This is a genomic window from Serratia sp. HRI (assembly GCF_010119335.3).
In the GTDB taxonomy this organism is placed as follows: domain Bacteria; phylum Pseudomonadota; class Gammaproteobacteria; order Enterobacterales; family Enterobacteriaceae; genus Serratia; species Serratia nevei.
Genome location: NZ_CP083690.1, coordinates 1,049,899 through 1,074,392 on the forward strand (window position 1 = coordinate 1,049,899; position 24,494 = coordinate 1,074,392).

The 24,494-nt window shown below is 59.2% G+C and carries 26 protein-coding genes and 1 pseudogene; 16 read left to right on the top strand and 11 right to left on the bottom strand.

Annotated features, from left to right (window positions below; all coding sequences use genetic code 11):
• Window positions 1-4: 4 nt before the first annotated feature.
• The 5 genes and pseudogenes from GF111_RS05070 to GF111_RS05090 all read right to left on the bottom strand — a co-directional run.
• Window positions 5-673, bottom strand: a complete 669-nt coding sequence (locus GF111_RS05070; RefSeq protein ID WP_038880871.1) for a hypothetical protein — start codon at window positions 671-673, stop codon at window positions 5-7.
• A 77-nt stretch (window positions 674-750) separates the two neighbouring features.
• Window positions 751-1,338 carry a common pilus major fimbrillin subunit EcpA gene (locus GF111_RS05075; RefSeq protein ID WP_004939148.1) on the bottom strand — a complete coding sequence of 196 codons (588 nt, stop codon included), beginning with the start codon at window positions 1,336-1,338 and terminating at the stop codon, window positions 751-753.
• Between the two features lie 427 nt (window positions 1,339-1,765).
• Entirely contained in the window at window positions 1,766-2,395 is a 630-nt protein-coding gene (locus tag GF111_RS05080; protein ID WP_080490853.1) for a LuxR C-terminal-related transcriptional regulator, read from the bottom strand.
• A 165-nt stretch (window positions 2,396-2,560) separates the two neighbouring features.
• Window positions 2,561-3,400, bottom strand: a complete 840-nt coding sequence (locus tag GF111_RS05085) for a winged helix-turn-helix domain-containing protein (RefSeq protein ID WP_080490852.1) — start codon at window positions 3,398-3,400, stop codon at window positions 2,561-2,563.
• A 528-nt stretch (window positions 3,401-3,928) separates the two neighbouring features.
• A pseudogene (locus tag GF111_RS05090) lies at window positions 3,929-4,405 on the bottom strand (ATP-binding protein); the annotation flags it as partial.
• A 59-nt stretch (window positions 4,406-4,464) separates the two neighbouring features.
• Here GF111_RS05090 and GF111_RS05095 point away from each other — a divergent pair.
• Window positions 4,465-4,854: a hypothetical protein gene (locus tag GF111_RS05095; RefSeq protein WP_224217817.1), complete on the top strand. Its 390-nt coding sequence runs from the start codon at window positions 4,465-4,467 to the stop codon at window positions 4,852-4,854.
• Between the two features lie 101 nt (window positions 4,855-4,955).
• On the opposite strand, the gene ygbI is transcribed toward GF111_RS05095, so the two are convergent.
• Window positions 4,956-5,726 carry a DNA-binding transcriptional repressor YgbI gene (ygbI, locus tag GF111_RS05100; RefSeq protein WP_038880856.1) on the bottom strand — a complete coding sequence of 257 codons (771 nt, stop codon included), beginning with the start codon at window positions 5,724-5,726 and terminating at the stop codon, window positions 4,956-4,958.
• A 284-nt stretch (window positions 5,727-6,010) separates the two neighbouring features.
• Between ygbI and ltnD the strand changes: the two genes are divergently transcribed.
• The 6 genes from ltnD (at window position 6,011) to GF111_RS05130 (ending at window position 11,663) form a co-directional block, all read left to right on the top strand.
• Window positions 6,011-6,925 (top strand): L-threonate dehydrogenase, encoded by a 915-nt coding sequence (gene ltnD, locus GF111_RS05105; RefSeq protein WP_038880852.1) that lies wholly within the window; start codon window positions 6,011-6,013, stop codon window positions 6,923-6,925.
• The gene (otnK, locus tag GF111_RS05110; protein WP_080346877.1) at window positions 6,925-8,184 is read left to right on the top strand and encodes a 3-oxo-tetronate kinase; all 1,260 of its coding nucleotides are present in this window, start codon (window positions 6,925-6,927) and stop codon (window positions 8,182-8,184) included. Before ltnD ends, otnK begins: the two co-directional genes overlap by 1 nt.
• On the top strand, window positions 8,181-8,813 hold the full coding sequence (locus GF111_RS05115; RefSeq protein WP_370633539.1) for an aldolase: 633 nt from the start codon (window positions 8,181-8,183) through the stop codon (window positions 8,811-8,813). Before otnK ends, GF111_RS05115 begins: the two co-directional genes overlap by 4 nt.
• 3 nt (window positions 8,814-8,816) lie before the next feature.
• A complete protein-coding gene (otnI, locus tag GF111_RS05120) occupies window positions 8,817-9,593 on the top strand; it encodes a 2-oxo-tetronate isomerase (protein WP_047728208.1) in 777 nt (258 codons plus the stop codon).
• Window positions 9,594-9,698: 105 nt separating this feature from the next.
• Window positions 9,699-11,069 (top strand): GntP family transporter, encoded by a 1,371-nt coding sequence (locus GF111_RS05125; RefSeq protein ID WP_038880843.1) that lies wholly within the window; start codon window positions 9,699-9,701, stop codon window positions 11,067-11,069.
• 63 nt (window positions 11,070-11,132) lie between these two features.
• Window positions 11,133-11,663 carry a GNAT family N-acetyltransferase gene (locus GF111_RS05130; protein ID WP_055316054.1) on the top strand — a complete coding sequence of 177 codons (531 nt, stop codon included), beginning with the start codon at window positions 11,133-11,135 and terminating at the stop codon, window positions 11,661-11,663.
• Between the two features lie 4 nt (window positions 11,664-11,667).
• Here the strand turns inward: GF111_RS05130 and GF111_RS05135 are convergent, their stop codons facing one another.
• Window positions 11,668-12,540, bottom strand: coding sequence for a LysR family transcriptional regulator (locus tag GF111_RS05135; protein ID WP_147191360.1), 873 nt, complete (start codon window positions 12,538-12,540; stop codon window positions 11,668-11,670).
• A gap of 91 nt (window positions 12,541-12,631) precedes the next feature.
• Between GF111_RS05135 and GF111_RS05140 the strand changes: the two genes are divergently transcribed.
• A complete protein-coding gene (locus tag GF111_RS05140; protein ID WP_047728214.1) occupies window positions 12,632-13,615 on the top strand; it encodes a nitrilase family protein in 984 nt (327 codons plus the stop codon).
• An 87-nt stretch (window positions 13,616-13,702) separates the two neighbouring features.
• Here GF111_RS05140 and ompX read toward each other — a convergent pair whose 3' ends face one another.
• Window positions 13,703-14,221 (bottom strand): outer membrane protein OmpX, encoded by a 519-nt coding sequence (gene ompX / locus GF111_RS05145; RefSeq protein ID WP_038880485.1) that lies wholly within the window; start codon window positions 14,219-14,221, stop codon window positions 13,703-13,705.
• Between the two features lie 399 nt (window positions 14,222-14,620).
• Between ompX and rhtA the strand changes: the two genes are divergently transcribed.
• On the top strand, window positions 14,621-15,508 hold the full coding sequence (gene rhtA / locus GF111_RS05150; protein ID WP_147191362.1) for a threonine/homoserine exporter RhtA: 888 nt from the start codon (window positions 14,621-14,623) through the stop codon (window positions 15,506-15,508).
• A 131-nt stretch (window positions 15,509-15,639) separates the two neighbouring features.
• The gene (gene nanQ / locus GF111_RS05155; protein ID WP_047728217.1) at window positions 15,640-16,107 is read left to right on the top strand and encodes an N-acetylneuraminate anomerase; all 468 of its coding nucleotides are present in this window, start codon (window positions 15,640-15,642) and stop codon (window positions 16,105-16,107) included.
• Here nanQ and GF111_RS05160 read toward each other — a convergent pair.
• Window positions 16,089-16,634: a shikimate kinase gene (locus tag GF111_RS05160; RefSeq protein WP_038880492.1), complete on the bottom strand. Its 546-nt coding sequence runs from the start codon at window positions 16,632-16,634 to the stop codon at window positions 16,089-16,091. The two genes, nanQ and GF111_RS05160, sit on opposite strands and share 19 nt — an antisense overlap.
• A 367-nt stretch (window positions 16,635-17,001) precedes the next feature.
• On the opposite strand from GF111_RS05160, the gene dps reads away from it, so the two are divergent.
• The 6 genes from dps to ybiO all read left to right on the top strand — a co-directional run bounded on the left by dps (window position 17,002) and on the right by ybiO (window position 22,855).
• A complete protein-coding gene (gene dps / locus GF111_RS05165; protein ID WP_004939215.1) occupies window positions 17,002-17,505 on the top strand; it encodes a DNA starvation/stationary phase protection protein Dps in 504 nt (167 codons plus the stop codon).
• A 139-nt stretch (window positions 17,506-17,644) separates the two neighbouring features.
• Window positions 17,645-17,911 (top strand): DksA/TraR family C4-type zinc finger protein, encoded by a 267-nt coding sequence (locus GF111_RS05170; RefSeq protein WP_038880495.1) that lies wholly within the window; start codon window positions 17,645-17,647, stop codon window positions 17,909-17,911.
• Window positions 17,912-18,249: 338 nt separating this feature from the next.
• Window positions 18,250-18,993: a glutamine ABC transporter substrate-binding protein GlnH gene (glnH, locus tag GF111_RS05175; protein WP_038880498.1), complete on the top strand. Its 744-nt coding sequence runs from the start codon at window positions 18,250-18,252 to the stop codon at window positions 18,991-18,993.
• Between the two features lie 103 nt (window positions 18,994-19,096).
• A complete protein-coding gene (glnP, locus tag GF111_RS05180) occupies window positions 19,097-19,756 on the top strand; it encodes a glutamine ABC transporter permease GlnP (RefSeq protein ID WP_019454487.1) in 660 nt (219 codons plus the stop codon).
• The gene (gene glnQ / locus GF111_RS05185) at window positions 19,753-20,475 is read left to right on the top strand and encodes a glutamine ABC transporter ATP-binding protein GlnQ (RefSeq protein ID WP_004939230.1); all 723 of its coding nucleotides are present in this window, start codon (window positions 19,753-19,755) and stop codon (window positions 20,473-20,475) included. Before glnP ends, glnQ begins: the two co-directional genes overlap by 4 nt.
• Before the next feature lie 154 nt (window positions 20,476-20,629).
• Complete coding sequence (ybiO, locus tag GF111_RS05190) at window positions 20,630-22,855, top strand: mechanosensitive channel protein (RefSeq protein ID WP_147191305.1); 2,226 nt, start codon at window positions 20,630-20,632, stop codon at window positions 22,853-22,855.
• Here the strand turns inward: ybiO and GF111_RS05195 are convergent.
• Window positions 22,852-23,862 (bottom strand): S9 family peptidase, encoded by a 1,011-nt coding sequence (locus GF111_RS05195; protein WP_055312676.1) that lies wholly within the window; start codon window positions 23,860-23,862, stop codon window positions 22,852-22,854. The genes ybiO and GF111_RS05195 overlap by 4 nt on opposite strands.
• Window positions 23,850-24,488, bottom strand: a complete 639-nt coding sequence (locus GF111_RS05200) for a GNAT family N-acetyltransferase (protein WP_147191303.1) — start codon at window positions 24,486-24,488, stop codon at window positions 23,850-23,852. Before GF111_RS05200 ends, GF111_RS05195 begins: the two co-directional genes overlap by 13 nt.
• Window positions 24,489-24,494: the final 6 nt, after the last annotated feature.

A 24,494-nucleotide genomic window follows, 5' to 3' on the forward strand; every position in this document is an offset into this window, starting at 1 on the left:
CGCATTACTTCACCGGGATAAACTGTTCGCCGTGCCACAGCGCGACGCGTCCTTTTTTATCGTTGACGTCAACCTTGCTGAAGGCGCGATCCTTCCCCGGCATCACGAAATAGTTTTCCTTGCAGTCGCTGCCGTCTTGCTTGTTCCTGCAATTGCCGTAGGCCACCACTTTGAACGTGGCGTTGCCGGTGTTTTTGATCCGTCCGTTGGCGAACTGATAGGCGAAGCGATCCTGCCGAGGCGCCACCACCAAAATGGTGCCGATGCGCGCCGACGTGGTGGCCACGGCATTACGCCGAGCCGAATTTTGCCCCGCCTCGCTCAACGCCTGATCGAACCAAACGATGCGGTAGTAACGCTCCTGGGCATCATTCGGCCCCTTGTAGTAAAAGCGGATCACATCGCTGGCGTTGGCCGGCAAGATCAGGCTGGCGGGCGACAGCAGCATTTCATCCCGACTGCTCATCGGGATCACCGTACCGGAGGCCAGGGGACTGGAAATGCGTTCGATCTTGATGGTCACCAGCCGGCCGCTGTCGGTGGTGTTTTTGATTTCCTTGCTCAGGCGCGCGCTGTCGCCAGGCATGAAGGCGCTGATCTCACCCACATCGAGCGCCAAAGCCGGCCGCAGCAGCATTAACATCAGGGTGACGGCGAGAGAAAAGCGTGTCATTGCGGTATTCCACTGGCGTTGATGAGCGATAAATAGCAGGAGGTCTCCCCCCTGCCAGATGCAGATCGTTCGGGGGATTAGGAAGTCCAGGTCGCGTTGAACTCGACGCTGACGTCGCCGCTCCAGATACCTTCCGGCAGCGTGCTGAAATCCGTGACGGCGGTGGTGCCGTTTGACGTCGCGCCGATGATGCTGAAAGTGAACTGATCCTGCGCGCTGGTGCGGCCGGCCTGGTTGTAGGCGTTGGACAGGGCGCTCAGATTGCCGCCCAAAATGCCGGCGGTGGTGTCGATCATGGTGGTTTCAGCCGTTTTCCCGACCACCGCACCGTTATAGTTCACCCCGACTTCCAGCGTAGAACCGGAAGTATCCAGCTGAGTCAGCGTATTGGAGACCAGTTTTGAGGTCAGTTTGAAAGCGGTGGCCGTGGTATCGCCTTCCACGGTGACGTCAAACAGGCCTTTCTGGCTGTTGAAACCCTTAATGCCTTCTGCATAGTTGAAGGCCAGGCTGCCAATCGGCGTCACAACCAGTTTGCTGGTGGTGTCTTTCTTGGCGGTCGCAGACCAGGTTGCCAGCGCCTGAGCGGTAACGTCGGCGGCTTGAGCAGTGCTGACCGCTGCAAAGGCGGAAACGATCGCCAGAGCCAGTGTCATTTTCTTCATGGTATAACTCCCTTCAATGTTGAATATGTTTTCTTTCTTTCGTCCATTCTCAGCCAGCCGTTTGCATCACTGCGTTTAGCCAGTCTGCTTGACGCCACAAGAATATCCCCGGCCGATCAAAAAAGAATCATTAACTGTTAAAGTTCAAATATTTAGATTTAAATACTGCCATTAATGTTTTAACCCCCGTCAATCACATTAAAAAACGGGTTAAACCTTTGATGAAAGCACAATCACATTGTGGTTTAACCCCTGCGGGGCGGTTATTGTTTAACCACAAATACGCTCTGTTCGCCCTTCCCATGGCCGTGTGAAATTTCAGCGCCGGCGTTGTTCGGTGAGGGAAAAGATTGATTGGATTTGCGCAGGAGCAGCAGCCAATCCAGATCGGCCGCTGTAGAGAAAAAGGGGGGCTTCTCGCCCTGTGTCAGGAAGGGTATCGGGTTCTCAGGGAAAGAATAAGCCGCATAAAACCGGCCTGATTGAGGCCCAGTTTTCGCATAATATTCAGTTTATGGGAGCTTATGGTTTTGTAACTTCTCCGGGTCACGTTGGCGATGCTGTCTGGAGATGCACCGGCAACCATCATGGCCAAAACTCGCCATTCACTGTCAGATAATGCGGCTGCCGAATGCACCAGCCGGGCGCGAATATGCGGGGAACGATAGCCGGAGAACTTGCCCGCAGCCGCAATGGCGTCACTCAGGCAGTGCAATGGCTCCCCCTTTGCCACTATAGCTATGCGCGCATCTGCCGCCAACAACGCTAATATACCAGGGTGTTCTACCGCGGTGAAAATCACCAAGGGTATTTCCGGCCAGACATTTTTTGCCGTCAGAACGAACCGTAATACATCATACAAATATTCTCTCTGATGATATAACTCCATAATAAGCGCGCGAGGCTTTCCCTCTTTCAATACCCCCTCCAGCGCCCTCAAGGTGTCGATAAAATAGCTGTCACTTGATTGGGTAACGAGAAATGCTTCCATTCCTCTTCTCACTAAATAGCTGGGTTCAAAAAATAGCAGCGCATCACCGAAATCGGCTTTAACCATACATAATCACCATAATGAGGTAGAAAGCGGTAGAGAAAGGGAAATACCTCTCGTAAGCGCCACACGGCAACCCGCCAAATGAAAGTCGAACGTTTTATTTCAACACTGTAATATTTTTGTCATATCCACCGTCCTTCAATCGCGTTGGGCAGCGGCTATCAATGGTCAATTAATAAATTCAGCACTGTCGCTTTCCAAGCCTGAACAGATCTCCATTTTATGTTCACGCAAGATCTTGCAGCGCAGCAGGAATAAGCGGGAAATACCGGAAATGTAAGCCCTGACCTGATTGCTGCGCACCACCAGCAAAAACTCATCGCCGCTGCATTCTCCCGTTTGGTGCGCGGCGTAAGCCAGAATATCCCGATTCAGGCTGGCGTTGACCGTCGCCGAGGCATCAGGCAACGACATGAAAACCTTACAGTTGCCTGACTTTCCCAGGTAGCTCTCCTGCCGGGCTCCCGAGCCGCTGAAATAGGCCGTGACAGCAATAGCCATGAGGATCCCCCCCAGAACCATCGCGCTGAACATCAGCCACCCACGGCGGGAATAACCAAGATGAGAAGAGGCCCCGCCGATGACGGTGTCGGACGCCGGATTGGCCGCCGCTGCGGGCGCAGATCCCGGCACCGCCGCGGCAGGCTCCGCGTCGTGAATATCTTCCGCGTCCTCATAAGACTCGATGGTAATCTCATCACGCAACATAAAACCCACTTTAGGAACCGTAACAATGACCTCATCCTCGACGCCAAGGTTTTTAATCACCCGACGCAATTTGCTGACGCACTGATTGAGATTATTATTGCTGGACACCATGCCGTAATCGTCCCAGACCTTCTTGAATATCAGTTCACGCCCTACGGCCTCGCCATGGTGGGCAATCAACAGCAGCAACAACCGTTTGGAAGGACTGGATATGGATATGGGATCGTCAGAAAAATCTGTTGGGCTAAGGGTTCTGGTGTCTGCGTCAAAGAGAATATGGTCATTAAATCTATATTTCATTTTATTCACATGTTTTCACTATAGCGATCATTTATAGTTTGGCGTCAAATGTTAATGAAATATTAAATAAATATTTAATCAGGTAATTCGCGAAAATACCCAAGCACAGGCAAGAAAAACCACTCAATTAACGCCACGAAATACGCTTTGTCACCTCACCACCGTTTATATAGGATTTTTCTTGCAAACCATAACCAAAGGTTAACCAATCACCTCATTCATTGATATATTGACGCGACAAAAACCACAAAGTTAGTTTTTTGTGTCGCAAATTATCAATTTTAAGGAAAATCATCTCAAAAGAAGACCGCAGAACTAAATTTTAATAAAAAAATAATAACACGTGAATGTTGAGCGTAATCACAGACCGCAGTCCATCCGTATTAGCCCGACGAATTAACGCGTTTGCCGCGTCGCAAATGTTAAATTTTAGGTTCAGCCAAGGCGATGGGAAACAATAATGAAAGGAAAAACTTACGAATGACGCCTGTCGCGTTTTCCGCAACAGGCGAAAACATTCGCGGTAGCTCATTGAACTGATGAGGGGAATATCAGGCTAAAGGTCAAGCAAGCAGAACCTCGGCCATCGGAACACTGCGCGCGAACCTCACCGTCGTGCAGCGTCATGATGGCGCGCACGATAGACAGCCCCAGCCCACTGGCATGATTGCCGGCGCTGCGCGCGGGATCGGCGCGATAGAAGCGATCGAACAGCTTTTCCAGCTGTGCCGGCGCGATCGGCGGCCCCTGATTGATAACCTGTACCCACCAGGCATCGGCGCGCCGTTCAGCCCGCAGGACGATCCGGCTGTTTTCGTCGGCATAACGCACTGCGTTAGCCACCAGGTTGCTCAACGCGCGCTGGAACAGCATCGCGTCCGCCTTCAGCGTTCCCTCACCTGCGCAGCTCAGCGCGATGCCGCGTTCTTCCGCCAGCCCCTCGAAGTAATCCGCCACCCGCCGCAGCTCCAGCGCCACATCCAGCCGACTGTAGTTCAGCAAGGATGCGTCAATGGCTTATTGGGGCTTATCCTGCCTCGGAAATATTGGACAATGCTTACGTCATGGAACTGTACGATGTAAGGGCGTTGGAAACCCGCGCCGAATTAACCAAATCCTTATTTGATACCTATACCAGGATGGCGTACACCCGATATGAACGAGAACAGCTAATCATTAATGGTATCGGCCTGGCGATCGTCACTTTTGTGGCGCAATACCAAGCGAGATTGGTTTTCAGCGTACCGCTCAGGCCAGCGTTAGCCAGAATTTATGACTCGCTCTTGAAAAAACATGCGCATTGCGTACATTATTTGTACAACCAAGAGCTTGTTGAGGAAGGATTACATGTCATCGAAATACCGCCTCTTAACGGCAGAATCCCACCCAACTCCTATGAGCATAAAGGAACGGCACCAAAGAGAAATGCAAGCCTTCCACGAAGAATGGGCTGAACAAAGACGCCGCGAATGGCGCGAACGCGGCGGTGCTGAAGCAAGTGAACTGCCCGCCAGTGGCATCGATACCGAACTTTCATCCTAATTCCGGTTCTTTCTTACTCTTCTTCCCCTGCCGTCAACAACGCAAGCCCCGCCTGCTCGATGGCCTCCCGCGCAGCGGCGGGCAACCCCTCGTCGGTAATGACGGCGTCAAAGGCGGCGATCGGCAGCGCCAGATAGGTCGCGATCTTGCCGTATTTCGAGGTGTCGCTGAGCAGAATGCAGCGGCGGCTGGCCTCGACGATGGCCTTCTTTACCATCACCTTGTCTTCGTTCGGCGTCGACAGACCGCGCATGCTCCACGAAGAGGCGGAGATAAACGCCAGATCGATAAACAGACCACGCAGCGCCTGCGCCGCCGCTTCGCCGACGCAAGAGCGATTCTCCCGGCACACGGTACCACCGGTGTGGATGATTCTGCACTGGCTGTTTTCAATCAGAAAGCCGGCGATGACAAAGTCGTTGGTCACCACCGTCAAATCGTCACGTTCACCGATCTGTTTCGCCAGCGCCAGCGTGGTGGTACCGGCATCCAGATAAATACAGCTATTGGCGGGAATTTGCCGCGCCGCCAGCCGGCCGATGGCGATTTTCTGCCGGCTGAACATCCCTTCTTTGGCCTGGTGCGAAGGTTCGCTCGCCACCCGCTCAGGCGCCTGCACGCCGCCCGAGACCGACTGCACCGCGCCCTGTTCCTCCAGCTTTTGCAAATCGCGGCGGATCGTCATGTGCGACACCCCCAGCCGTTCGGTCAGCTCGGCAATGCTAACGACGCCGCGTTCGGATACCAGCGCAAGAATTTGTTGATGGCGTTCTACAGGTATCACGGTTCCCTCTCGTTGCTGCGGTGATAATAATTGTGATTTTACGTCAATTTTCGTTCGCCGATAGCCCTAATTTTTCACGGCGTGACGGCGCGTGCAATGACGCCAGAAAAGCATGAACTTATTTAAAAAACATAATATTAACACTGAGTAAGGCCATAAAACGCACAAAAAACCCGTCTCACCCGTTGTTAATTATTGTGATAAAGCTCGCGGACAAACGGCCGACAAGCGCTTATATTTAACACAACAAAACAAATTATCACTAAAATTAACAGGAGTGCTGTATGACACACCCAGGGAAATATGCCGTCTGCATCATTGGGCTGGGCGCGATGGGCATGGGCGCGGCGCGCTCGTGCCTCCGCGCCGGATTGACCACCTACGGGGCGGACCTGAATCCGCAGGCACTGGCGGTGCTGCAACAAGCCGGCGCGAAACAAACGGCGCCCAGCGCGCGCGACTTCGCGACCGAGCTAGACGCCGTGCTGTTGCTGGTGGTGAACGCCGCCCAAGTGAAGCAGATCCTGTTCGGTGAACAAGGCCTGGCGCCAAAGCTCAGGCCAGGCACCGCGGTGATGGTCTCTTCGACCATTTCCGCCGATGACGCCAAGCAGATCCAGCAACGGCTGCTGGACTACGGGCTACCGATGCTGGATGCGCCGGTTTCCGGCGGAGCGGCCAAGGCGGAGGAAGGCCAGATGACGGTGATGGCCGCCGGCACCGACGCCACCTTCGAGCGCCTGCAACCCGTGCTGGACGCCATCGCCGGCAAGGTGTACCGCATCGGCGAGACGATCGGCCTGGGCGCGACGGTAAAAATCATCCACCAGCTGTTGGCTGGCGTGCACATCGCCGCCGGCGCGGAAGCGATGGCGCTGGCCGCCCGCGCTGGCATCCCGCTGGACGTGATGTATGACGTGGTCACCCACGCCGCCGGCAACTCCTGGATGTTCGAAAACCGCATGCGTCACGTGGTCGACGGCGACTATGCGCCCAAGTCAGCTGTGGATATCTTCGTCAAGGATCTGGGGCTGGTGGCGGATACCGCCAAGGCGTTGCACTTCCCGCTGCCGCTGGCCTCCACCGCTTTCACCATGTTTACCGCCGCCAGCAACGCCGGTTACGGTAAAGAAGACGACAGTGCGGTGATCAAAATCTTTGCCGGCATCGATCTGCCGCAGAAAAAGGAGGCGCTCTGATGCTGCTTGGCGTAATCGCGGATGATTTTACCGGCGCGACCGACATCGCCAGTTTTCTGGTGCAAAACGGCCTGCCGACGGTGCAGCTGAACGGCGTGCCGCAAGACGAAACGCAGATAAACGCACAGGCGGCGGTCATTAGCCTGAAATCGCGTTCCTGCCCGGCAGAGCAGGCGGTCGAACAGTCGTTGCAGGCGCTGGTCTGGTTGCAAAAACAGGGCTGCCGCCAGTTCTACTTCAAGTACTGCTCCACCTTCGACAGCACCGCACGGGGCAATATCGGCCCGGTGACCGACGCCCTGCTCGCCGCACTGGGAGAGAATTTCACGGTTGTCTCACCGGCGTTGCCGGTAAACGGCCGCACGGTCTATCAGGGCCACCTGTTCGTCGGGGAGCAGCTGCTGTCTGAATCCGGTATGCGTCATCACCCGGTCACGCCGATGACCGACAGCAACCTGCTGCGCCTGATGGAGTCCCAGGCCGCCGGACGCTGTGGGCTGGTGACGGCGGCGGAAATGGATCGCGGCGCCGAGGCAGTCAGCGAGAAGCTGCGGCAATTGGCGCAGGACGGCGTGCGCTACGCGGTGCTGGATACGCTCAACGAACGGCATCTGCTTACCCAGGGTGAAGCGTTGAAAACGATGAAGCTGGTGACCGGCGGTTCGGGCCTGGCGATCGGTCTGGCGCGGCAATGGGCGCAGAACGGCGATCGCGCGGCAGAAGCGGCCGGCGCGCCGCAGGGGGAAAAGGCGGCGGTGCTGTCTGGCTCCTGCTCCGTCATGACTAACCGGCAGGTGGCGCACTATCGCGAACGCGCTTCGGCGCAGGCCATCGATATCAGCCGCTGCCTCGAGCCACAGGCGCGCACCGCCTACGCCGCCGAGTTGGCGCATTGGGCGCAGCGCCACGCCGGGGAGGCGCTTGCCCCGCTGATCTACGCCACCGCAGCGCCGGAAGCGCTGCAGCAAACGCAACGGCAGTACGGTAGCGCCGCCAGCGAGGCGGTGGAGGCCTTGTTCGCCGAGCTGGTGGTGCAGCTGTACCAGTTGGGATTCAGCCGCTTTATTGTCGCCGGCGGCGAAACCGCCGGCGTGGTCACGCAGGCGCTGGGCATTCGCGGCTTCCATATCGGCCCCAGCATTTCCCCCGGCGTTCCCTGGGTGCGCGCCAACGACCGGGCCATTTCACTGGCATTGAAGTCAGGCAATTTTGGCGATGAAGCCTTCTTCACGCGCGCGCAAACGGAGTTTCCAGTATGACCATGACCATCGAGCAGCAGGCGCGTGAAGAGATGGTGCGCCTGGGCGCTTCGTTTTTCCAACGCGGTTACGCCACCGGCTCTGCCGGCAACCTCTCGCTGTTGCTGCCGGACGGCGCGCTGTTGGCGACGCCGACCGGCTCCTGTCTCGGCGAGCTGCAGGCCGATCGCCTGTCTAAAGTGAGCCTGAACGGCGACTGGCTCTCCGGCGACAAGCCGTCGAAAGAGATCAGCTTTCACCGAGCACTGTATCTGAACAATCCGGAATGCAAAGCGGTGGTGCACTTGCATTGCACCTACCTCACGGCGCTCTCTTGCCTGCAGGGGCTGGACGTCGACAACGCTATCAAACCGTTCACCCCCTATGTGGTGATGCGCGTCGGCAAGGTGCCGGTGGTGCCTTACTACCGGCCCGGCGACGAAAGGCTGGCGCAGGATCTGGCCCGCCTGGCGCCGACCCACCGCGCCTTTTTGCTGGCCAACCACGGGCCGGTGGTGACGGGTAAAGACCTGCGAGCGGCGGCGGACAATACCGAAGAGATGGAAGATGCGGCGCGGCTGATCTTCACCCTCGGCGATCGTCCGATCCGCTATTTAACCGATGATGAAATTGCCGAATTACGGAGCTGAACCATGCCTAAATTTGCCGCCAATTTATCGATGATGTTTAACGAAGTGCCGTTCCTCGAGCGCTTCGCCGCCGCTGCCGCACAGGGCTTCAGCGCGGTGGAATTCCTGTTCCCTTACGACTATCCCGCCGAGCTGTTGGCCGAAAAGCTGCGCGAACACGGCCTGCAACAGGTGCTGTTCAACACCGCGCCCGGCGATGCCGCCGCCGGCGAATGGGGACTGGCGGCACTGCCGGGCCGAGAGCAGGACGCGCGCGCCGATATCGACCGCGCGCTGGCCTACGCCATCGCCCTTTCCTGCCCCAGCGTGCACCTGATGGCCGGCGTGGTGCCCGCAGGCGCGGATCGGCGGCATTATCTCGACACCTTTATCGCCAATGCGCGCTATGCCGCCGACGCCTTCGCCCCGCACGGCGTCAAGGTGCTGATCGAAGCGCTCAGCCCGCCGGTCAAACCCAACTACCTGTTTGCCAGTCAACACCAAGTGGCGGAAGCAGTGGCGGCGATCGAGAGACCGAACGTGTTCATTCAGTTCGACTTTTTCCACGCGCAGTTAGTGGACGGCAATATCAGCAGGCTGCTGGAGACGCTGGCCGGACGCTACGCGCATATCCAGATAGCCTCAGTGCCGGATCGCCATGAGCCGGACGAGGGCGAACTGAATTATCCATGGCTGTTCGACAGGCTGGATGCGCTCGGCTATCCGGGTTGGATAGGTTGCGAATACCGGCCGCGCGGCGACACCGCCGCCGGGCTCGGGTGGCTGAAGCCTTACCGCTAACGCTGCCGCCAACACCAGGAAATCGATTTTATAACAATGAAACGCACCCGTATCGCCACGCGGCGATCGCGGTGCCCAACGCTTACCCAACGAAAGGCTTTTTTCATGTCTACCTCTCTGCTGTTGCTGATTGCCGTACTCGGCGTGGTGCTGCTGTTACTGATGGTCATCAAGGCGAAGGTACAGCCCTTCGTCGCGCTGTTGGTGGTCAGTCTGCTGGTGGCGTTGGCCAGCGGTATTCCAACCGGCGAAGTGATGAAAGTGATGACCGCCGGGATGGGCGGCGTACTTGGTTCGGTGACCATTATCATCGGTCTGGGCGCGATGCTTGGCCGCATGATCGAACACTCGGGCGGCGCCGAGTCGCTGGCACAACGCTTCAGCCAGGGGCTGGGGCCGAAACATACCGTCGCCGCACTGACCCTCGCCGCATTCATTCTCGGCGTTCCTGTGTTCTTCGACGTCGGTTTTATCATTCTGGCGCCGATTATCTATGGCTTCGCCAAGGTCGCCAAAGTGTCGCCGTTGAAGTTCGGCCTGCCGATGGCCGGCGTGATGTTGACGGTACACGTCGCGCTGCCGCCGCACCCCGGCCCGGTCGCCGCCGCCGGTTTGCTCAACGCCGACATCGGTTGGCTGACCATCATCGGCCTCGCAATCTGTATTCCGGTCGGCGCGATCGGCTATTTCGCCGCCAACTACCTCAACCGCAAAAACTATCCGTTATCGATAGAGGTGCTGGAACAACTGCAGCTGGCGGCGCCGGAGCCGCGTCCGGAAGGGCAAGCGCCGCTCAGCGATCGCATCAACCCGCCCGGCGCCGGCCTGGTGGCGGCGCTAATCGTCATCCCAATCGCCATCATCATGCTCGGCACCGTCTCCGCTACGCTGTTGCCGGCCGGCTCGGCGCTGCGCGATACGCTGTCGCTGCTGGGCTCACCGGCGGTGGCGCTGATGATCGCCCTGCTGCTGGCCTTCTATTTCCTGGCGCTGCGCCGCGGCTGGAGCCTGCAGCACGCCAGCGACGTGATGGGCGCCGCGCTGCCGACCGCCGCAGTGGTGATCCTGGTGACCGGCGCGGGCGGCGTGTTCGGCAAGGTGCTGGTGGAATCCGGCGTCGGCAAAGCGCTGGCTGAAGTACTGACGGCCATCGGCCTGCCGCTGGTGCCCGCCGCCTTTATCATTTCGCTGGCGCTTCGCGCTTCGCAGGGGTCCGCCACCGTGGCTATCCTGACCACCGGCGGCCTGTTGTCGGAAGCGGTCAGCGGCTTAAATCAGCTACAGCTGGTGCTGGTGACGCTGGCGACCTGTTTCGGCGGACTGGGGCTTTCCCACGTCAACGACTCCGGTTTTTGGATCGTCACGCGCTATCTGGGACTGTCAGTGGCCGATGGCCTGAAGACCTGGACGGTGCTGACCACCTTGCTCGGCCTGAGCGGCTTTCTGTTCACCTGGCTGTTGTGGCTGGCGGTGTGATTTCTCTGGCATACTGAACGCCGTTGTTTTTCATCGCCTTTCACCCTGTGCAGGAGCAGCAACATGACCGTAATCAACACCGCGCCAACGCTTATCACCGAACGTCTGCGGCTGGACGCGCACACGCTGGACGACTTCGAATCGCTGGCCGCATTGTGGGCCGATCCGCAGGTGGTGCGCTACATCGGCGGCACGCCGCGCGACCGGGAGGACTCCTGGGGGCGCCTGATGCGCTACGTCGGCCACTGGGCGTTGTTGGGATACGGGTATTGGGCGGTGCGTGACAAACTGAGCGGCGAGTACCTCGGCAGCATCGGCTTTTCCAACTTCCTGCGCGACATTACCCCGGCGCTCGATGCGCCGGAAATGGGCTGGGCGCTGGTGAGCTCGGCGCACGGCAAAGGCTACGCCACCGAGGCACTGCGGGCAGCGCTGGCCTGGGGTAAAACGCACCTGCCGGGCGAGAAAACCGTCTGCATCATCTCGCCGGAAAACCAGGCTTCGCTGGCGCTGGCGAAAAAGGTCGGTTTCTGCGAAAGCCACCGCAGCGAGTATCACCAGAGCCCGATCGTCGTGATGCACTGCCCGCTTTGAATGCCTAAGCGCGTTGCACCGCCAACGCCGTCTGAATGAAGTTGTCCCGCAGCGCGTCCGCGCGCTGCGGATCCCAGGCGATACCGACCTGCCACTCCGTCTCTTCGCCGCTCAGCGGCAGAATGTCGATGCCGGCCGGCGCGATGTGCGTGATGCTGTGCGGCAGCAACGCGACGCCAACGCCGGCGGCGACCAGCGCCAGCAGCGTCTGGATATCGCCGGCCTGCTGCACCACATTCGGCGTCAACCGGTGAGCGGCGATAAACCGCAGCGACTGATCGCTCAGCCCGCGCCCGCGTTTCGGCGTCAGCTGCAACAGCGGCAGCTGATTGAAACGCGCCATCAGGTCGTCGGCCCGCAGCGCCAGCGCGCCCGGCGCGGCCAGCACCAGCCGGTCGCTCAGCAATGCCGCGCCGCACAGCGGCGTCGTGACCGGTAAGCGCACGAACCCCGCCTGCAACTCGCCCTGCAGCAACAGCTGATACTGCCGCTCCGACGGCATGTCCTCCAGCCCAATGGCCACCTCGGGAAAACGCCGGCGAAAGGCGGCCACCAGCTGCGGCGCCAGATGAAAACTGGAGAGGCCAAATCCCAGCGCCAGCCGCCCCGCTTCCCCGAGCGCTACCCGCCGGGCGCGCCGCTGAAACTGCTGGTACTGTTCCACCAGCGCCTGCGCCTCCGGGTAGAGCCGCTGCCCACCGGCGGTGAGCACCGCCCCCTGTCGGCCACGCTCGAACAGCCGAACGCCGAGCTGGGTTTCCAGCGCTTGAATCTGCTTGCTCAGCGCCGGTTGGCTGATGCACAGCAGGCTCGCCGCCTGCCGATAGTTGCCCTGTTCGGCCAGCGCCACCAGGGCGCGCAGTTGTTTTATATCCATTCCATCAGGTTATCGAATAGGGAATTTAATTGATTATACAGTAATCAATCCACCTGCTGTAATCAACGCAGACCCCAACCGGAGAGACACCATGACCCCTTCACTGCGCGCCGCCACGGTGCAATTCCAGCACCGCGCCAACGATAAGAATTACAACCTGTCGACCATGGAACGCTTTATCACGGAGGCGGCCGAGCAACAGATACAGCTGCTGGCCTTCCCGGAAATGTGCATCACCGGCTATTGGCACGTGCGCCATCTGTCCGACGCCGAGGTGCGCGCGCTGGCGGAGCCGATTGCGAGCAGCCCTTCTCTGGCGCGCATTCGCCCGCTGGCGGAGCGTTACAACATGGCGATCGGCGTCGGGCTGATCGAGCTGGGCGACGACGGCCGTTGCTACAACGCCTATGCCGTTTGTCTGCCGGACGGCGAGCTGCATGTGCACCGTAAACTGCACGCCTTCGAACACCCGGCTATCGCCAGCGGCGACCGCTACACGGTGTTCGATACCCCCTGGGGCGTGCGCGTGGGCGTCTTGATCTGCTGGGACAACAATCTGGTGGAGAATGTGCGCGCCACGGCGCTGCTGGGCGCGGAGGTGTTGATCGCCCCGCACCAGACCGGCGGCACCCATTCGCGCAGCCCGCACGGCATGAAGCCGATCCCGCAGGCGCTGTGGCAACGGCGTGCGGAAGATCCGCAGGCAATAGAGGCCGCCTTTCGCGGCGAACACGGCCGCGGCTGGCTGATGCGCTGGCTACCGTCGCGCGCTCACGACAACGGGCTGTTCTTGCTGTTCAGCAACGGCGTGGGCCGCGATGACGATGAGATACGCACCGGCAACGCGATGATCCTCGATCCTTACGGCCGCATCGTGGCAGAGACCTGGGCGGCGGAAGACCGGATGGTCAGCGCCGAACTCGATCTGACGCTGATCCCGCTCAGCACCGGCCGCCGCTGGATTTACGGACGCCGCCCCGAGCTGTACGGGCTATTGACCGAACCACAAGGCTATGAGCGCGATGCCCGCAGCGCACGCTTTTCAACGCAGCCGACGGGGCGCGGCGGCCGATAACAGATAAAAAAAAATCCGCCCGGAGGCGGATTTTTTATCGGTGCGGCAAAATCTGCCGCAGGTTCATGCCCTCAGGCATGAACACACTTAGAAGCGGTAGCCTACGCCAACGTTCCAGGTGCCAACGTCAACGCTACGAATGCGGTTCTGCTCGTAACCGACATCCAGGGCAACGTTCTCGATTGGGTTGAACTGCAGACCGGCACCGTAGGTGAAGCCGTAGTCAGCGGTGTCGTGACGAGAAGTACCGTTCTGAGCGTTGGTAGTGAATTTACCGTAACCCAGACCAACCAGACCATAGATGCTCGCCCAGTCATTGATGCGGTATGCTGGACCGGCAGAGATAGAGTTGTACTGAGCTTTGTTGTAGAAACCGCCCTGAGAACCGTCCTTTTCCAGGTGGGTAAAGGAACCGATTACGCCCAGTGGGTTGTTGTCGAACTCGTAACGGTATTTCAGGTTGAAACCGTCGGCTTTGTTAGCAACGCCTTGGAAATCACCCTGCGCATAGCCAGCGGATACGGTGCTCTGACCAGCGAATGCGGTACCTGCGCTAACTGCTAATACGCAAGCTGCTACTGCGGAAAGACATGCAATTTTTTTCATAACCACCTCAAACGCGTTTTATTATTAAGTACATCCATTTGTTCATGCTTTGAAAATATAACAAAAATTAGCGTGAAACTCTGCCTTGAAATGAGTGTCTAATGCTTTAAATCGTGTAACAGAAGATTTCAAGAACAGTGTATCTTCTTCTTTTCGCTCTATTTTCGGCCGTATTCTACGGCTTTCTGTGACAAAAATCACCTATTTAATATCCAGATAATTCTTAATAAAAAGCGCACTTTTTGACCAAATCCGCCACATCTCATCCGAGGTTCGGCGGATTTCACCGCGATGCGCGCTTTTCTCAGACAGATTTTCGCATTTCATTTACACTGCTCGCATCCCCGTTTCGACCGTTTTCTCAAGGCTGAGGAACGGCGCATAAAAGGCCCGTTAAGGATGTCGTTACCTACTTCCGGCAGAGCGCCCTCCGCGCTGCTGCCTATCTGTCTGTTAATCATCGCCATGGTGTCTATCCAGAGCGGTGCCTCGTTGGCCAAAAGCCTGTTCCCGATCGTGGGTGCGGAAGGCATCACCACGCTGCGCCTTTTCATCGGCACCCTGATTTTGTTCATCATCTTCCGCCCGTGGCGCATGCGCCTCGCCGCCGGCAGCCGCTTGCCACTGCTGATTTACGGCCTGTCGCTCGGCGCGATGAACTACCTGTTCTACCTGTCGCTGCGCACCGTGCCGCTCGGCATCGCCGTGGCGCTGGAGTTTACCGGCCCGCTGGCGGTGGCCATGTTCTCCTCGCGGCGGCCCATCGACTTCCTCTGGGTGGCATTGGCGATTGCCGGGCTGTGGTTCCTGCTGCCGCTCGGCCACGGCGTGGGGGGGATCGATCCGTTCGGTGCCGCCTGCGCGCTCGGCGCCGGCGCCTGCTGGGCGGTCTATATCATCTTCGGCCAGAAGGCCGGCGGCGATCACGGCCCCGGCACGGTGGCGCTCGGTTCGCTGATCGCCGCGCTGGTGTTCTGCCCGATCGGCGCCTGGCAAACCGGCAGCGTGCTGTTCAACCTCGATATTCTGCCGGTGGCGCTGGCGGTGGCGATCCTCTCCACCGCGCTGCCTTATTCGCTGGAGATCATCGCGCTGCCCAAAATCCCGGCGCGCACCTTCGGCACCTTAATGAGCCTGGAACCGGCAATGGCGGCGCTGTCCGGCATGCTGTTCCTCGGCGAACACCTGAGCGACGTGCAATGGCTGGCGCTGGCGGCCATCATCGCCGCGTCTATGGGCTCCGCCCTGACCATCCGCCCTAAACCGCGCCTCGAAAGCCTTTCCTGATCGCTAACCCGCCTGCCGACCGCAACGCCGGAATGCAGGCGGGTTAACTGTTTTCCTCGTGACAAGTCGGCATACTTCCCCTTAGCCTGTACCGCAGGCACTTTGGACTTTCGCTCACATGGAGAATAACAGTGATTCACAACAGCCTGTTCAACCCACGCTTCGGCCGCGGACTCGCGCCGGCGCTGGTTTCAACCCTGACCGAGTTGCGTCGATGCGACCTGCCCGAACTGGCCCCGGGCCATCACCCGATCGACGGCGACAACATCTTTATGGATGTCATGACGCTGACCACTACGCCTGCGGCGCAGAAGCGCGCCGAGATGCATCAGGAGTACATCGCGCTCCATCTGCTGATCAGCGGTGAAGAGCGCATCGAATACGGTCTGGCGGGCGACGGGCATCGCGAGCAGCCCCACGCAGAAAATAGCGACCTTCTGCTGCTGGACATCAAACGCCACCCGCAAACGCTGCACATGACGCACGGCATGTTCGCGATCTTTTTCCAAATGGAGCCGCACAAAACCGGCTGCCTGTGGCAGCGGCCGCAGCACATCAAGAAAGCGGTGGTGAGGATCCATCACCGCCTGCTGCTGTGACCCTGCGGCAACGCCCGTAAAAAATCGGCGGCCTGGCGGGGAGAACGCAAGCGTATGAAGCAGCGCCCGGCGCCGGCCATTTCCGCCAGGTATTTTCGCCGATTTTTGGCGTAGGTGCGGACCGTCCACAGTACGATCGACTCGCGGCTGAAGAAAGAACGGCGAAAACTTTCCCGGTTGCCGGTGCCCGGCCACAGCTCACGTTTGCTGGCCGCGCGTCGGCACGCGCGGCGTACGGCTTGCCACAGCGTGCGCCCGAAACCGTAGTCCAGCCACAGGATATAGTCGACCTCGCGCCACTTGATCGGCTGCGTGCGGCTGTAGTTGCCGTCCAGCACCCAGCCTTCGCCCGCTTCGGCCAGCGCCTGCTCAAGCCGCGCCAGGAATGCATCATCGGGCGTTCCCTGCCACTCGGGCCGCCAATAGAGCCTGTCCATCTCGATATAGGGCACGTCAAGCCGTTCTGCCAGTTGACGCGCCAAGGTGCTTTTACCGCTGCCGCTGGTGCCGACGACGTTAATTTTCATCACTCGCCACTCATAGAGAGGGGATAATCTCCCTACTGTAACTGCATCAATTACGGCTATCAATCTGAATAGGCTTAAAATTAACACCGCGATAACAAAGTGGATATTCTTCTGGGGCCGGCATGCTCAATGAAAATAAAATAACAGGGATAAACCGTCACTGCGGTAAATAATAAACCTGCAACAAAAAATAAAAAAACCAATAAAAATCAATTTCATTAATCAAAAACAAAAGCCACATTAAAATATTGCCATTAGGCTAATCCTATTTGTGCAATAGCCATTTTCGTACGGCAAAAATAAATACCCCTGCTATAATTGATCCCGTAACGAAATAGGACAACGACTAATCAAGAGGATATCTGATATGAGTACCGCTAAACTGGTGAAAACGAAATCTTCTGATCTGCTGTATACCCGTAACGATCTGGACGAAAAAGTCAAACTGGCCGCCATCAAGGCGCTGAACCATCAGGTCGTGCAATTTATCGATCTTTCGCTGATCACCAAACAAGCGCACTGGAACATGCGCGGCGCGAACTTCATCGCGGTCCATGAAATGCTGGACGGCTTCCGCACCGCCATCATCGAGCATCAGGACACCTTCGCCGAGCGCGTGGTGCAGTTGGGCGGCGTCGCACTGGGCACCGTACAGGTGGTCAACGATCGCACGCCGCTGAAAAGCTATCCGACCAATATCCACAGCGTGCAGGAGCACCTGAAAGCGCTGGCCGATCGCTACGGCGCGGTAGCGAATGACATCCGCAAGGCGATTACCGAAGTGGAAGACGAAGACACCGCCGACATGTTCACCGCCGCCTCGCGCGATCTGGACAAGTTCCTGTGGTTCATCGAATCCAATATCGAATAACGCGAAAGCGTTGCAGAGCGCCCGTCGTTCCGGGCAGAACAGGCTGGGCTTTGCCCGGCCTGTTTTCTTTTGCGCGACCGTTGCATTGTACAAAAAACGGCCCATATTAACGGTAAGGTTCCCTTGTCAGGAGGTAATGATGGCCAGCGGCTGGGCGGCGGACGGCGCCGTACAAGATCAGATTGATTCCACCGTCGACGATGCGGTGCAGCGCGCGCGTGAAGCGCTCGGGCACGGCGAGAGCGAACGCTATTGCCAGGAATGCGGAGAGGCGATCCCCGAGGCGCGCCGCAAGGCGTTAACGGGCGTGCGTTTTTGCCTCGCCTGCCAGACCGAACAAGACAAAAAACACGCGGCCGCCAGCCTGTACAACCGGCGCGGCAGCAAAGACAGCCAGTTGCGCTAGCATTATCTGCTCCCCCTTTTGCGCCCTCGCGGCCCCGCTTGCACCGTCAGTGCATCATGAAAGTTAGAGTTAGTTATCAATATTGAAGCAAAAACGTTAAAGAACGGTTGTTTCACAGCCAAAATTTGGTTAATGATAGCCCCGTGCACCAAGATAATTCTTACGCACCATTTTGGTGCTTCACCTTGGTGCACAACCATAACAATTCGCCTTTCCGGCACAACATCACGCACTAACTCTTTGTTTTTATAGTAGTTGAAAACATGGCACGATTTTTTCATGGCACCAACTGCAATATAAAAAATGGGTAATCCGCAACCTGTACAGGAATTCCTCTCATGAAGTCGATTTTTAAAGTCTCCCTGGCCGCACTCTCTCTGGCCTTTGCCGTAAGTTCCCACGCAGCAGACAAACTGGTGGTCGCCACCGACACCGCTTTCGTTCCTTTTGAGTTCAAACAAGGCGACAAATACGTCGGCTTCGACATCGACCTGTGGGCCGCCGTCGCCAAAGAGCTGAAGCTGGACTACACCCTGAAACCGATGGACTTCGGCGGCATCATTCCGGCGCTGCAGACCAAAAACGTCGATCTGGCGCTGGCCGGCATCACCATCACCGATGAGCGCAAAAAAGCCATCGACTTCTCCGACGGCTACTACAAGAGCGGCCTGCTGGTGATGGTCAACGCCGACAACAACAGCGTGAAAAGCATCGACGATCTGAACGGCAAAGTGGTGGCGGTGAAGAGCGGCACCGGCTCGGTGGATTACGCCAAGCAGCACATCAAAACCAAGGATCTGCGCCAGTTCCCTAACATCGACAACGCCTACATGGAACTGGGCACCAAGCGCGCCGATGCGGTGCTGCACGACACGCCAAACATCCTATACTTCATTAAGACGGCCGGCGCCGGCAAGTTCAAAACCGTAGGCGATTCGCTGGAAGCACAGCAGTATGGCATCGCCTTCCCTAAAGGCAGCGACGAGCTGCGCGAGAAGGTGAACGGCGCGCTGAAAACCCTGCGCGCGAACGGCACCTATAACGAGATCTACAAGAAGTGGTTCGGCACCGAACCTAAGTAAGCTGTGAATTTGGCAAGCTGTTAACTTAAGCACAGGGGGTCGCTTAACCCCCTGCGCTTCGTTGTATCTGATACCCACGTTTGGGATCACCGGGAGAAATATCATGCAGTTCGACTGGAGCGCCATCTGGCCCGCCATTCCTATCTTGTTAGAGGGCGCCAAAATGACCCTGTGGATTTCGGTCCTCGGTCTGATTGGCGGCCTGATCATCGGCCTCGTCGCCGGCTTTGCCCGCACCTACGGCGGTTGGATCGCCAACCACATCGCGTTGGTGTTTATCGAAGTAATTCGCGGCACGCCGATCGTGGTACAGGTGATGTTCATCTACTTCGCCCTGCCGATGGCATTTAGCGACTTGCGCATCGATCCGTTCACCGCGGCGGTGGTGACCATCATGATTAACTCCGGCGCCTACATCGCGGAAATCACCCGCGGCGCGGTGCTGTCGATTCATAACGGTTTCCGCGAGGCCGGCCTGGCGCTCGGCCTGTCGCGCCGCGAAACCATCCGCTACGTCATTATGCCGCTGGCGCTGCGCCGCATGCTGCCGCCGCTGGGCAACCAGTGGATCATCAGCATCAAAGACACCTCGCTGTTCATCGTGATCGGCGTGGCGGAGCTGACCCGTCAGGGTCAGGAAATTATTGCCGGTAACTTCCGCGCGCTGGAAATCTGGAGCGCCGTGGCGGTTATCTATCTGATTATTACCCTGGTGCTGAGCTTCGTGCTGCGTCGTCTGGAAAGAAGGATGAAAATCCTGTGATTGAATTTAAAAACGTCTCCAAGCATTTTGGCCAAACCCAGGTGCTGCACAACATCGATTTGAAGATCGACAAAGGCGAAGTGGTGGTGATCATCGGGCCGTCGGGCTCGGGCAAATCCACCCTGCTGCGCTGCATCAACAAGCTGGAGGAAGTCACCAGCGGCGATCTGATCGTCGACGGCCTGAAAGCCAACGATCCGAAAGTGGACGATCGGTTGATCCGCCAGGAAGCCGGCATGGTGTTCCAGCAGTTCTACCTGTTCCCGCACCTGACGGCGCTGGAAAACGTCGCCTTTGGCCCGATCCGCGTGCGCGGCGCGAAGAAGTCCGATGCGGAAAAGCTGGCGCGCGAGCTGCTGGCCAAGGTCGGTCTGGCGGAGCGTGCCCACCACTACCCGTCCGAACTGTCGGGCGGCCAGCAGCAGCGCGTGGCGATTGCGCGCGCGCTGGCGGTGAAGCCGAAAATGATGCTGTTCGACGAGCCGACCTCCGCGCTCGATCCGGAGCTGCGCCATGAAGTGCTGAAGGTCATGCAGGATCTGGCCGAAGAAGGCATGACGATGGTCATCGTCACCCACGAAGTCGGCTTTGCCGAAAAAGTGGCGTCGCGCCTGATCTTTATCGATAAGGGCCGGATTGCCGAAGACGGCAACCCGCACGATCTGATCAACCATCCGCCAAGCCCGCGTCTGCAGGAGTTCCTGCAGCACGTGTCCTGATCCCGGCGGTTTAACGGCGGGCGCGCCACGCGCCCGCCGCTTTCATTCCGCACGCTCTCCCACGCCCCAGCGCGCCATCTTTCCTACTATATTGATTGTTTTTCATCGTATTGCTTTTACATCCGCCGATCACAGAACGCCAAAGAGAGGAACAATGCCGCCAAACGCAGACTCCCGACGAGGTTCTCATCTGCGAGAACACCTGCTTTTCCTGCTGCTGTTGCTGACCCTGAACGTCTTCGCACCACCGGCCCTGGCGCAAAACGCGCCGCCCGCGCCCGCCGACAAGAGCGAGCAGCAGAAAGCCGCCTACGCCGCGCTGGCCGATCTGCTGCAAGACGACAAAGCGCGCGCGGAACTCATCAACCACCTGAAACAGGCCGCCGACGATACCCCCACCGCCGTCCCGACAACGCCGGAGGAATCAACGCCGGCGACGCTGAGCGACAGCCTGAACGCGCTGGCGCAGGAAGGCATCGGCACCTTTAACCAGAAGCTCGGCGCGCTGCAAAAGCTGATCGATTCCGGCCCGAAGCGCGTTTTCAATCCCGCCGGCTTTTTCCGCGCGCTGGGCTACTTTCTGCTGACGGTGGCGGTCACCTTTGCGCTGTTCCACCTGATCCGGCGGCTGATCGCGCCGCTGTACAAGCGCATGGGCAGTTGGGGGCACAACGCCCGGCTGCAGCGCGGCCCGTGGTATAAACGCCCCGCCGCCATTCTCGGCGCTTTCGCCGTCGATCTGCTGGTGCTGCTGCTGGCGCTGGCGGCGGGCAACCTGTTCGCCCGCCACGTCCACGCCGACAGCGCCACCATTCTGCGGCTGCAGACCCTGTTTCTCAGCGCCTTCGCGGTGATTGAGTTCTTCAAGGCGGTGCTGCGGCTGATTTTCGCCCCCAACTTCGACTACCTGCGCCCCTTCCCCTTCAGCGACCCGAGCGCGCGCTACTGGAACACGCGCCTCGCCTGGCTCAGCGGGCTGATCGGCTACGGCCTGATGGTGGTGGTGCCGGTGGTGGCGGTGCAAATCAGCTACCCGGCCGCCGCCGCCGTCAACCTGGTGGTGATGCTGGCGCTGACGCTGTATGCCATCTGGCTGATCCTGCACAACCGCAAGCCGATACAGCAACAGATCAACCTGCTGGCCGAACGGTCGATGGCGTTTTTCAGCGTGATCCTGCGCGGCCTGGGACATATCTGGCACCTGCTGGCGATCGCCTATTTTCTGGTGTTGTTCGTGCTGTCCCAGTTCGACATCGGCAACAGCCTGCGCTTTATGATGAGCGCCACGGTGAAAAGCCTGCTGGTGGTCGGCGTCGGCGCTCTGCTGTCCGGCATGCTGACCCGCTGGATTTTCCGCCGCATTTCGCTGCCGACCGACGTCAATCTGCGCTATCCGATGCTTGAGCGGCGCATTAACTCCTACATCCCCAACGGGTTGAAGATACTGCGGGTGATGGTGGTGCTGGCGGTGACGCTGTTCCTGCTTGACGCCTGGCACCTGATTAATCTGTACCAGTGGGCAGGCAGCGAAAATGGCCAGCGGACGCTCGGCGGGCTGGTGCATATCCTGCTGATCCTGCTGATCGCCGTCTTCAGCTGGACGCTGATGGCCAGCATCATCGAGCACCGCCTGGCGTTGGAGCTCAGCAACGGCGTGCGGCCGAGCGCGCGCGAACGCACGCTGCTGACGCTGTTTCGCAACGTGCTGGCTATCGTTATCAGCACCATTACCGTGATGATCGTGCTGTCGCAGGTCGGGCTGAACATCGCGCCGCTGCTGGCGGGCGCCGGCGCGCTGGGGCTGGCTATCAGCTTCGGCGCCCAGACGCTGGTGAAAGACGTGATTACCGGCGTATTCATCCAGTTCGAAAACGGCATGAACACCGGCGAATACGTCACCGTCAGCGGCATCACCGGCACCGTGGAGCGCATGACCATTCGCTCGATCGGCCTGCGCGACGACTACGGCGTCTACCACATCGTGCCGTACTCCTCGATCACTACGCTGGCCAACTATGCGCGTGAGTTCGGGGTGTATCGCGCCAACTACACCGTCAGCCGCGACGAGGATATTGATCGGGTCAATGAGGTGCTGCATCAGGCCGTCGCGGCGCTGAAGCAAGATGAACAGGTGAAGCATTTCCTGATTGGCGAGCCGGTTTTCAACGGCGTGGTGGCGCTGGGCGACCGCTCGTTCACCACCCGCGTGACGGTGCGCACACAGGCGCTGAAACAGTGGGTGGTGCAATACGCCCTCGATCGGCTGGTGAAAATCCATTTCGATCGGGCCGGCATCGGCATGCCTCAGCAGGCGATGCAAATCTCCCGCGCGCCGCAGCCGCACGAAGAACAGGCACCGCCCGCGGCTCCCGGCAGTTAGCGCCCGCGCCCGCAGGGCTGAGCGGCCAAGAAGGCCGCCACGTCCTGTCGGTAGGCGTCGTATTGCACCGAGCGCGGCGCAAACAGGCCCACCACGTTGATCAGCCACGGATGGCGGGCGAACAGCGGTTTGATCATCACGTGGTCGGCTTCGTCGATGCGCGTCACCGTCAGCAGCGAGGCCGGGATCGTTTGCCGATACACGCGCTCGGTTTCGTCCGCGTCCACGTTGACGTCGCGCCCGCCCAGGATCAGGTGCACCGGCGTGTTGAAATGCCGCAATCCCGCCGTCGCATCGCTGGCCATGTTGGCGCGGATAAAGCGCCAGCGGTCGGCGTTCAATGCGGCGGCGGCACCATACTCGTGGCGGTAATGCGCGTAGCCGTCCGGCTGTTCGAGCAGCGTCTGAATGTGGCGCCAATGCGCCTCGCGCGCCTGGATTTGTGCTTCATCATCCCCCGCGGCCGCCATCGCCGCCCGGGTGTTATAGCGCCCCTGCCGCAGCCAGTTAATCGCCGGCGCCAGCGCCAGCGTGAAGGCGATGTCGGGGCGTAAACGCGCCACCTCCGGCATCACCCACCCCGCCTGGCTGGTGCCCCATAGCCCCACGCAGCGCGCATCGAAGCGCCCGTCTCGCCGGGCCCAGTCGATGATATCGGCGGTTTCCCGCGCACGATCCGCCATGGTCTGATGCAGCCAGTTGCCGCCCGAGCCGCCAACGCCCGGCTTATCGAAGGATAAAACCGCGTAGCCCTGCTGCGCCATCGCCTCCCAAATGCCGAAATAGCCTTCGTCGCGGCTGGCGTTAGCCGGCCCATCGCCGTGCACGAACACCACGACGCCGGGCTTGACCGGCGCATGCTGCGGCAACACCAGCGTGCCGGTCAGCCGGTTGCCGCCGGCGGTCACCGTGACCGGTTCGGTGACGAAGCGAAAGTCGTTGACGAAAATGACCCACCCGAGCGCCAGCAGAAACAGCACCACGCTGCACAGTCCTATTTTGCGCACGTCGCCTCCCCACAGCGTCTCTCCATCAACACCCAGTCGGCCTGACCGAACAGCCATCCCAACGAAGCATAATGATCTTCTCGCCGCACCTGAAAACCGCAGTGCCGATACAGGCGCAGCGCATCCACGTTGCGCCGGCTGACGTGCAGGCTCAGGCGCCGGCCCGCGCCTTGCCCGGCAGCGTAGTCGTTCATCCATTGCAGCAGCCGCTTGCCCACCCCTTTGCCGCGCTGATTCTCGGCCACCGCCAGGTAAGAGAGATACAGTTCATCGGCCGCCGGGGTGTGCCGCAACACCGCCATTTGCAGATACATGCGCCAAACGTTCAGCCAACCATAGCGGCGGCACAGCCGCCAAATCGGCAAGGCATGCGGACGCCGCCCGGCGTTGTTCTCGCCAGCGGCCGCATTGAGGGCAAAGGCCGCCACCACCTGTTCATCCTGCTTCACCACGAAGCTGCGCTCCCGGCTGCCGCCTTGCTTCCAACTCCACAGCCGATAGAACAGACGCCACTGAAGGCGGGGGCTCAGACGGCGCGCGCGCTGGAACTTGTCGCAGAACGCGGCGTAGATCAGCGCCGCCGTTTGCAGGCGGTCAGCATCGCGGTACGGCTCAATGTGCAGCATATCCAC

Coding starts and splice junctions, on each gene's coding strand:
- GF111_RS05070 (WP_038880871.1), bottom strand. CDS start 673: ATGACACGCTTTTCTCTCGCCGTCACCCTGATGTTAATGCTGCTGCGG.
- GF111_RS05075 (WP_004939148.1), bottom strand. CDS start 1,338: ATGAAGAAAATGACACTGGCTCTGGCGATCGTTTCCGCCTTTGCAGCG.
- GF111_RS05080 (WP_080490853.1), bottom strand. CDS start 2,395: ATGGTTAAAGCCGATTTCGGTGATGCGCTGCTATTTTTTGAACCCAGC.
- GF111_RS05085 (WP_080490852.1), bottom strand. CDS start 3,400: ATGAAATATAGATTTAATGACCATATTCTCTTTGACGCAGACACCAGA.
- GF111_RS05095 (WP_224217817.1), top strand. CDS start 4,465: ATGGAACTGTACGATGTAAGGGCGTTGGAAACCCGCGCCGAATTAACC.
- ltnD (WP_038880852.1), top strand. CDS start 6,011: ATGACACACCCAGGGAAATATGCCGTCTGCATCATTGGGCTGGGCGCG.
- otnK (WP_080346877.1), top strand. CDS start 6,925: ATGCTGCTTGGCGTAATCGCGGATGATTTTACCGGCGCGACCGACATC.
- GF111_RS05115 (WP_370633539.1), top strand. CDS start 8,181: ATGACCATGACCATCGAGCAGCAGGCGCGTGAAGAGATGGTGCGCCTG.
- otnI (WP_047728208.1), top strand. CDS start 8,817: ATGCCTAAATTTGCCGCCAATTTATCGATGATGTTTAACGAAGTGCCG.
- GF111_RS05125 (WP_038880843.1), top strand. CDS start 9,699: ATGTCTACCTCTCTGCTGTTGCTGATTGCCGTACTCGGCGTGGTGCTG.
- GF111_RS05130 (WP_055316054.1), top strand. CDS start 11,133: ATGACCGTAATCAACACCGCGCCAACGCTTATCACCGAACGTCTGCGG.
- GF111_RS05135 (WP_147191360.1), bottom strand. CDS start 12,540: ATGGATATAAAACAACTGCGCGCCCTGGTGGCGCTGGCCGAACAGGGC.
- GF111_RS05140 (WP_047728214.1), top strand. CDS start 12,632: ATGACCCCTTCACTGCGCGCCGCCACGGTGCAATTCCAGCACCGCGCC.
- ompX (WP_038880485.1), bottom strand. CDS start 14,221: ATGAAAAAAATTGCATGTCTTTCCGCAGTAGCAGCTTGCGTATTAGCA.
- rhtA (WP_147191362.1), top strand. CDS start 14,621: ATGTCGTTACCTACTTCCGGCAGAGCGCCCTCCGCGCTGCTGCCTATC.
- GF111_RS05160 (WP_038880492.1), bottom strand. CDS start 16,634: ATGAAAATTAACGTCGTCGGCACCAGCGGCAGCGGTAAAAGCACCTTG.
- dps (WP_004939215.1), top strand. CDS start 17,002: ATGAGTACCGCTAAACTGGTGAAAACGAAATCTTCTGATCTGCTGTAT.
- GF111_RS05170 (WP_038880495.1), top strand. CDS start 17,645: ATGGCCAGCGGCTGGGCGGCGGACGGCGCCGTACAAGATCAGATTGAT.
- glnH (WP_038880498.1), top strand. CDS start 18,250: ATGAAGTCGATTTTTAAAGTCTCCCTGGCCGCACTCTCTCTGGCCTTT.
- glnP (WP_019454487.1), top strand. CDS start 19,097: ATGCAGTTCGACTGGAGCGCCATCTGGCCCGCCATTCCTATCTTGTTA.
- ybiO (WP_147191305.1), top strand. CDS start 20,630: ATGCCGCCAAACGCAGACTCCCGACGAGGTTCTCATCTGCGAGAACAC.
- GF111_RS05200 (WP_147191303.1), bottom strand. CDS start 24,488: ATGCTGCACATTGAGCCGTACCGCGATGCTGACCGCCTGCAAACGGCG.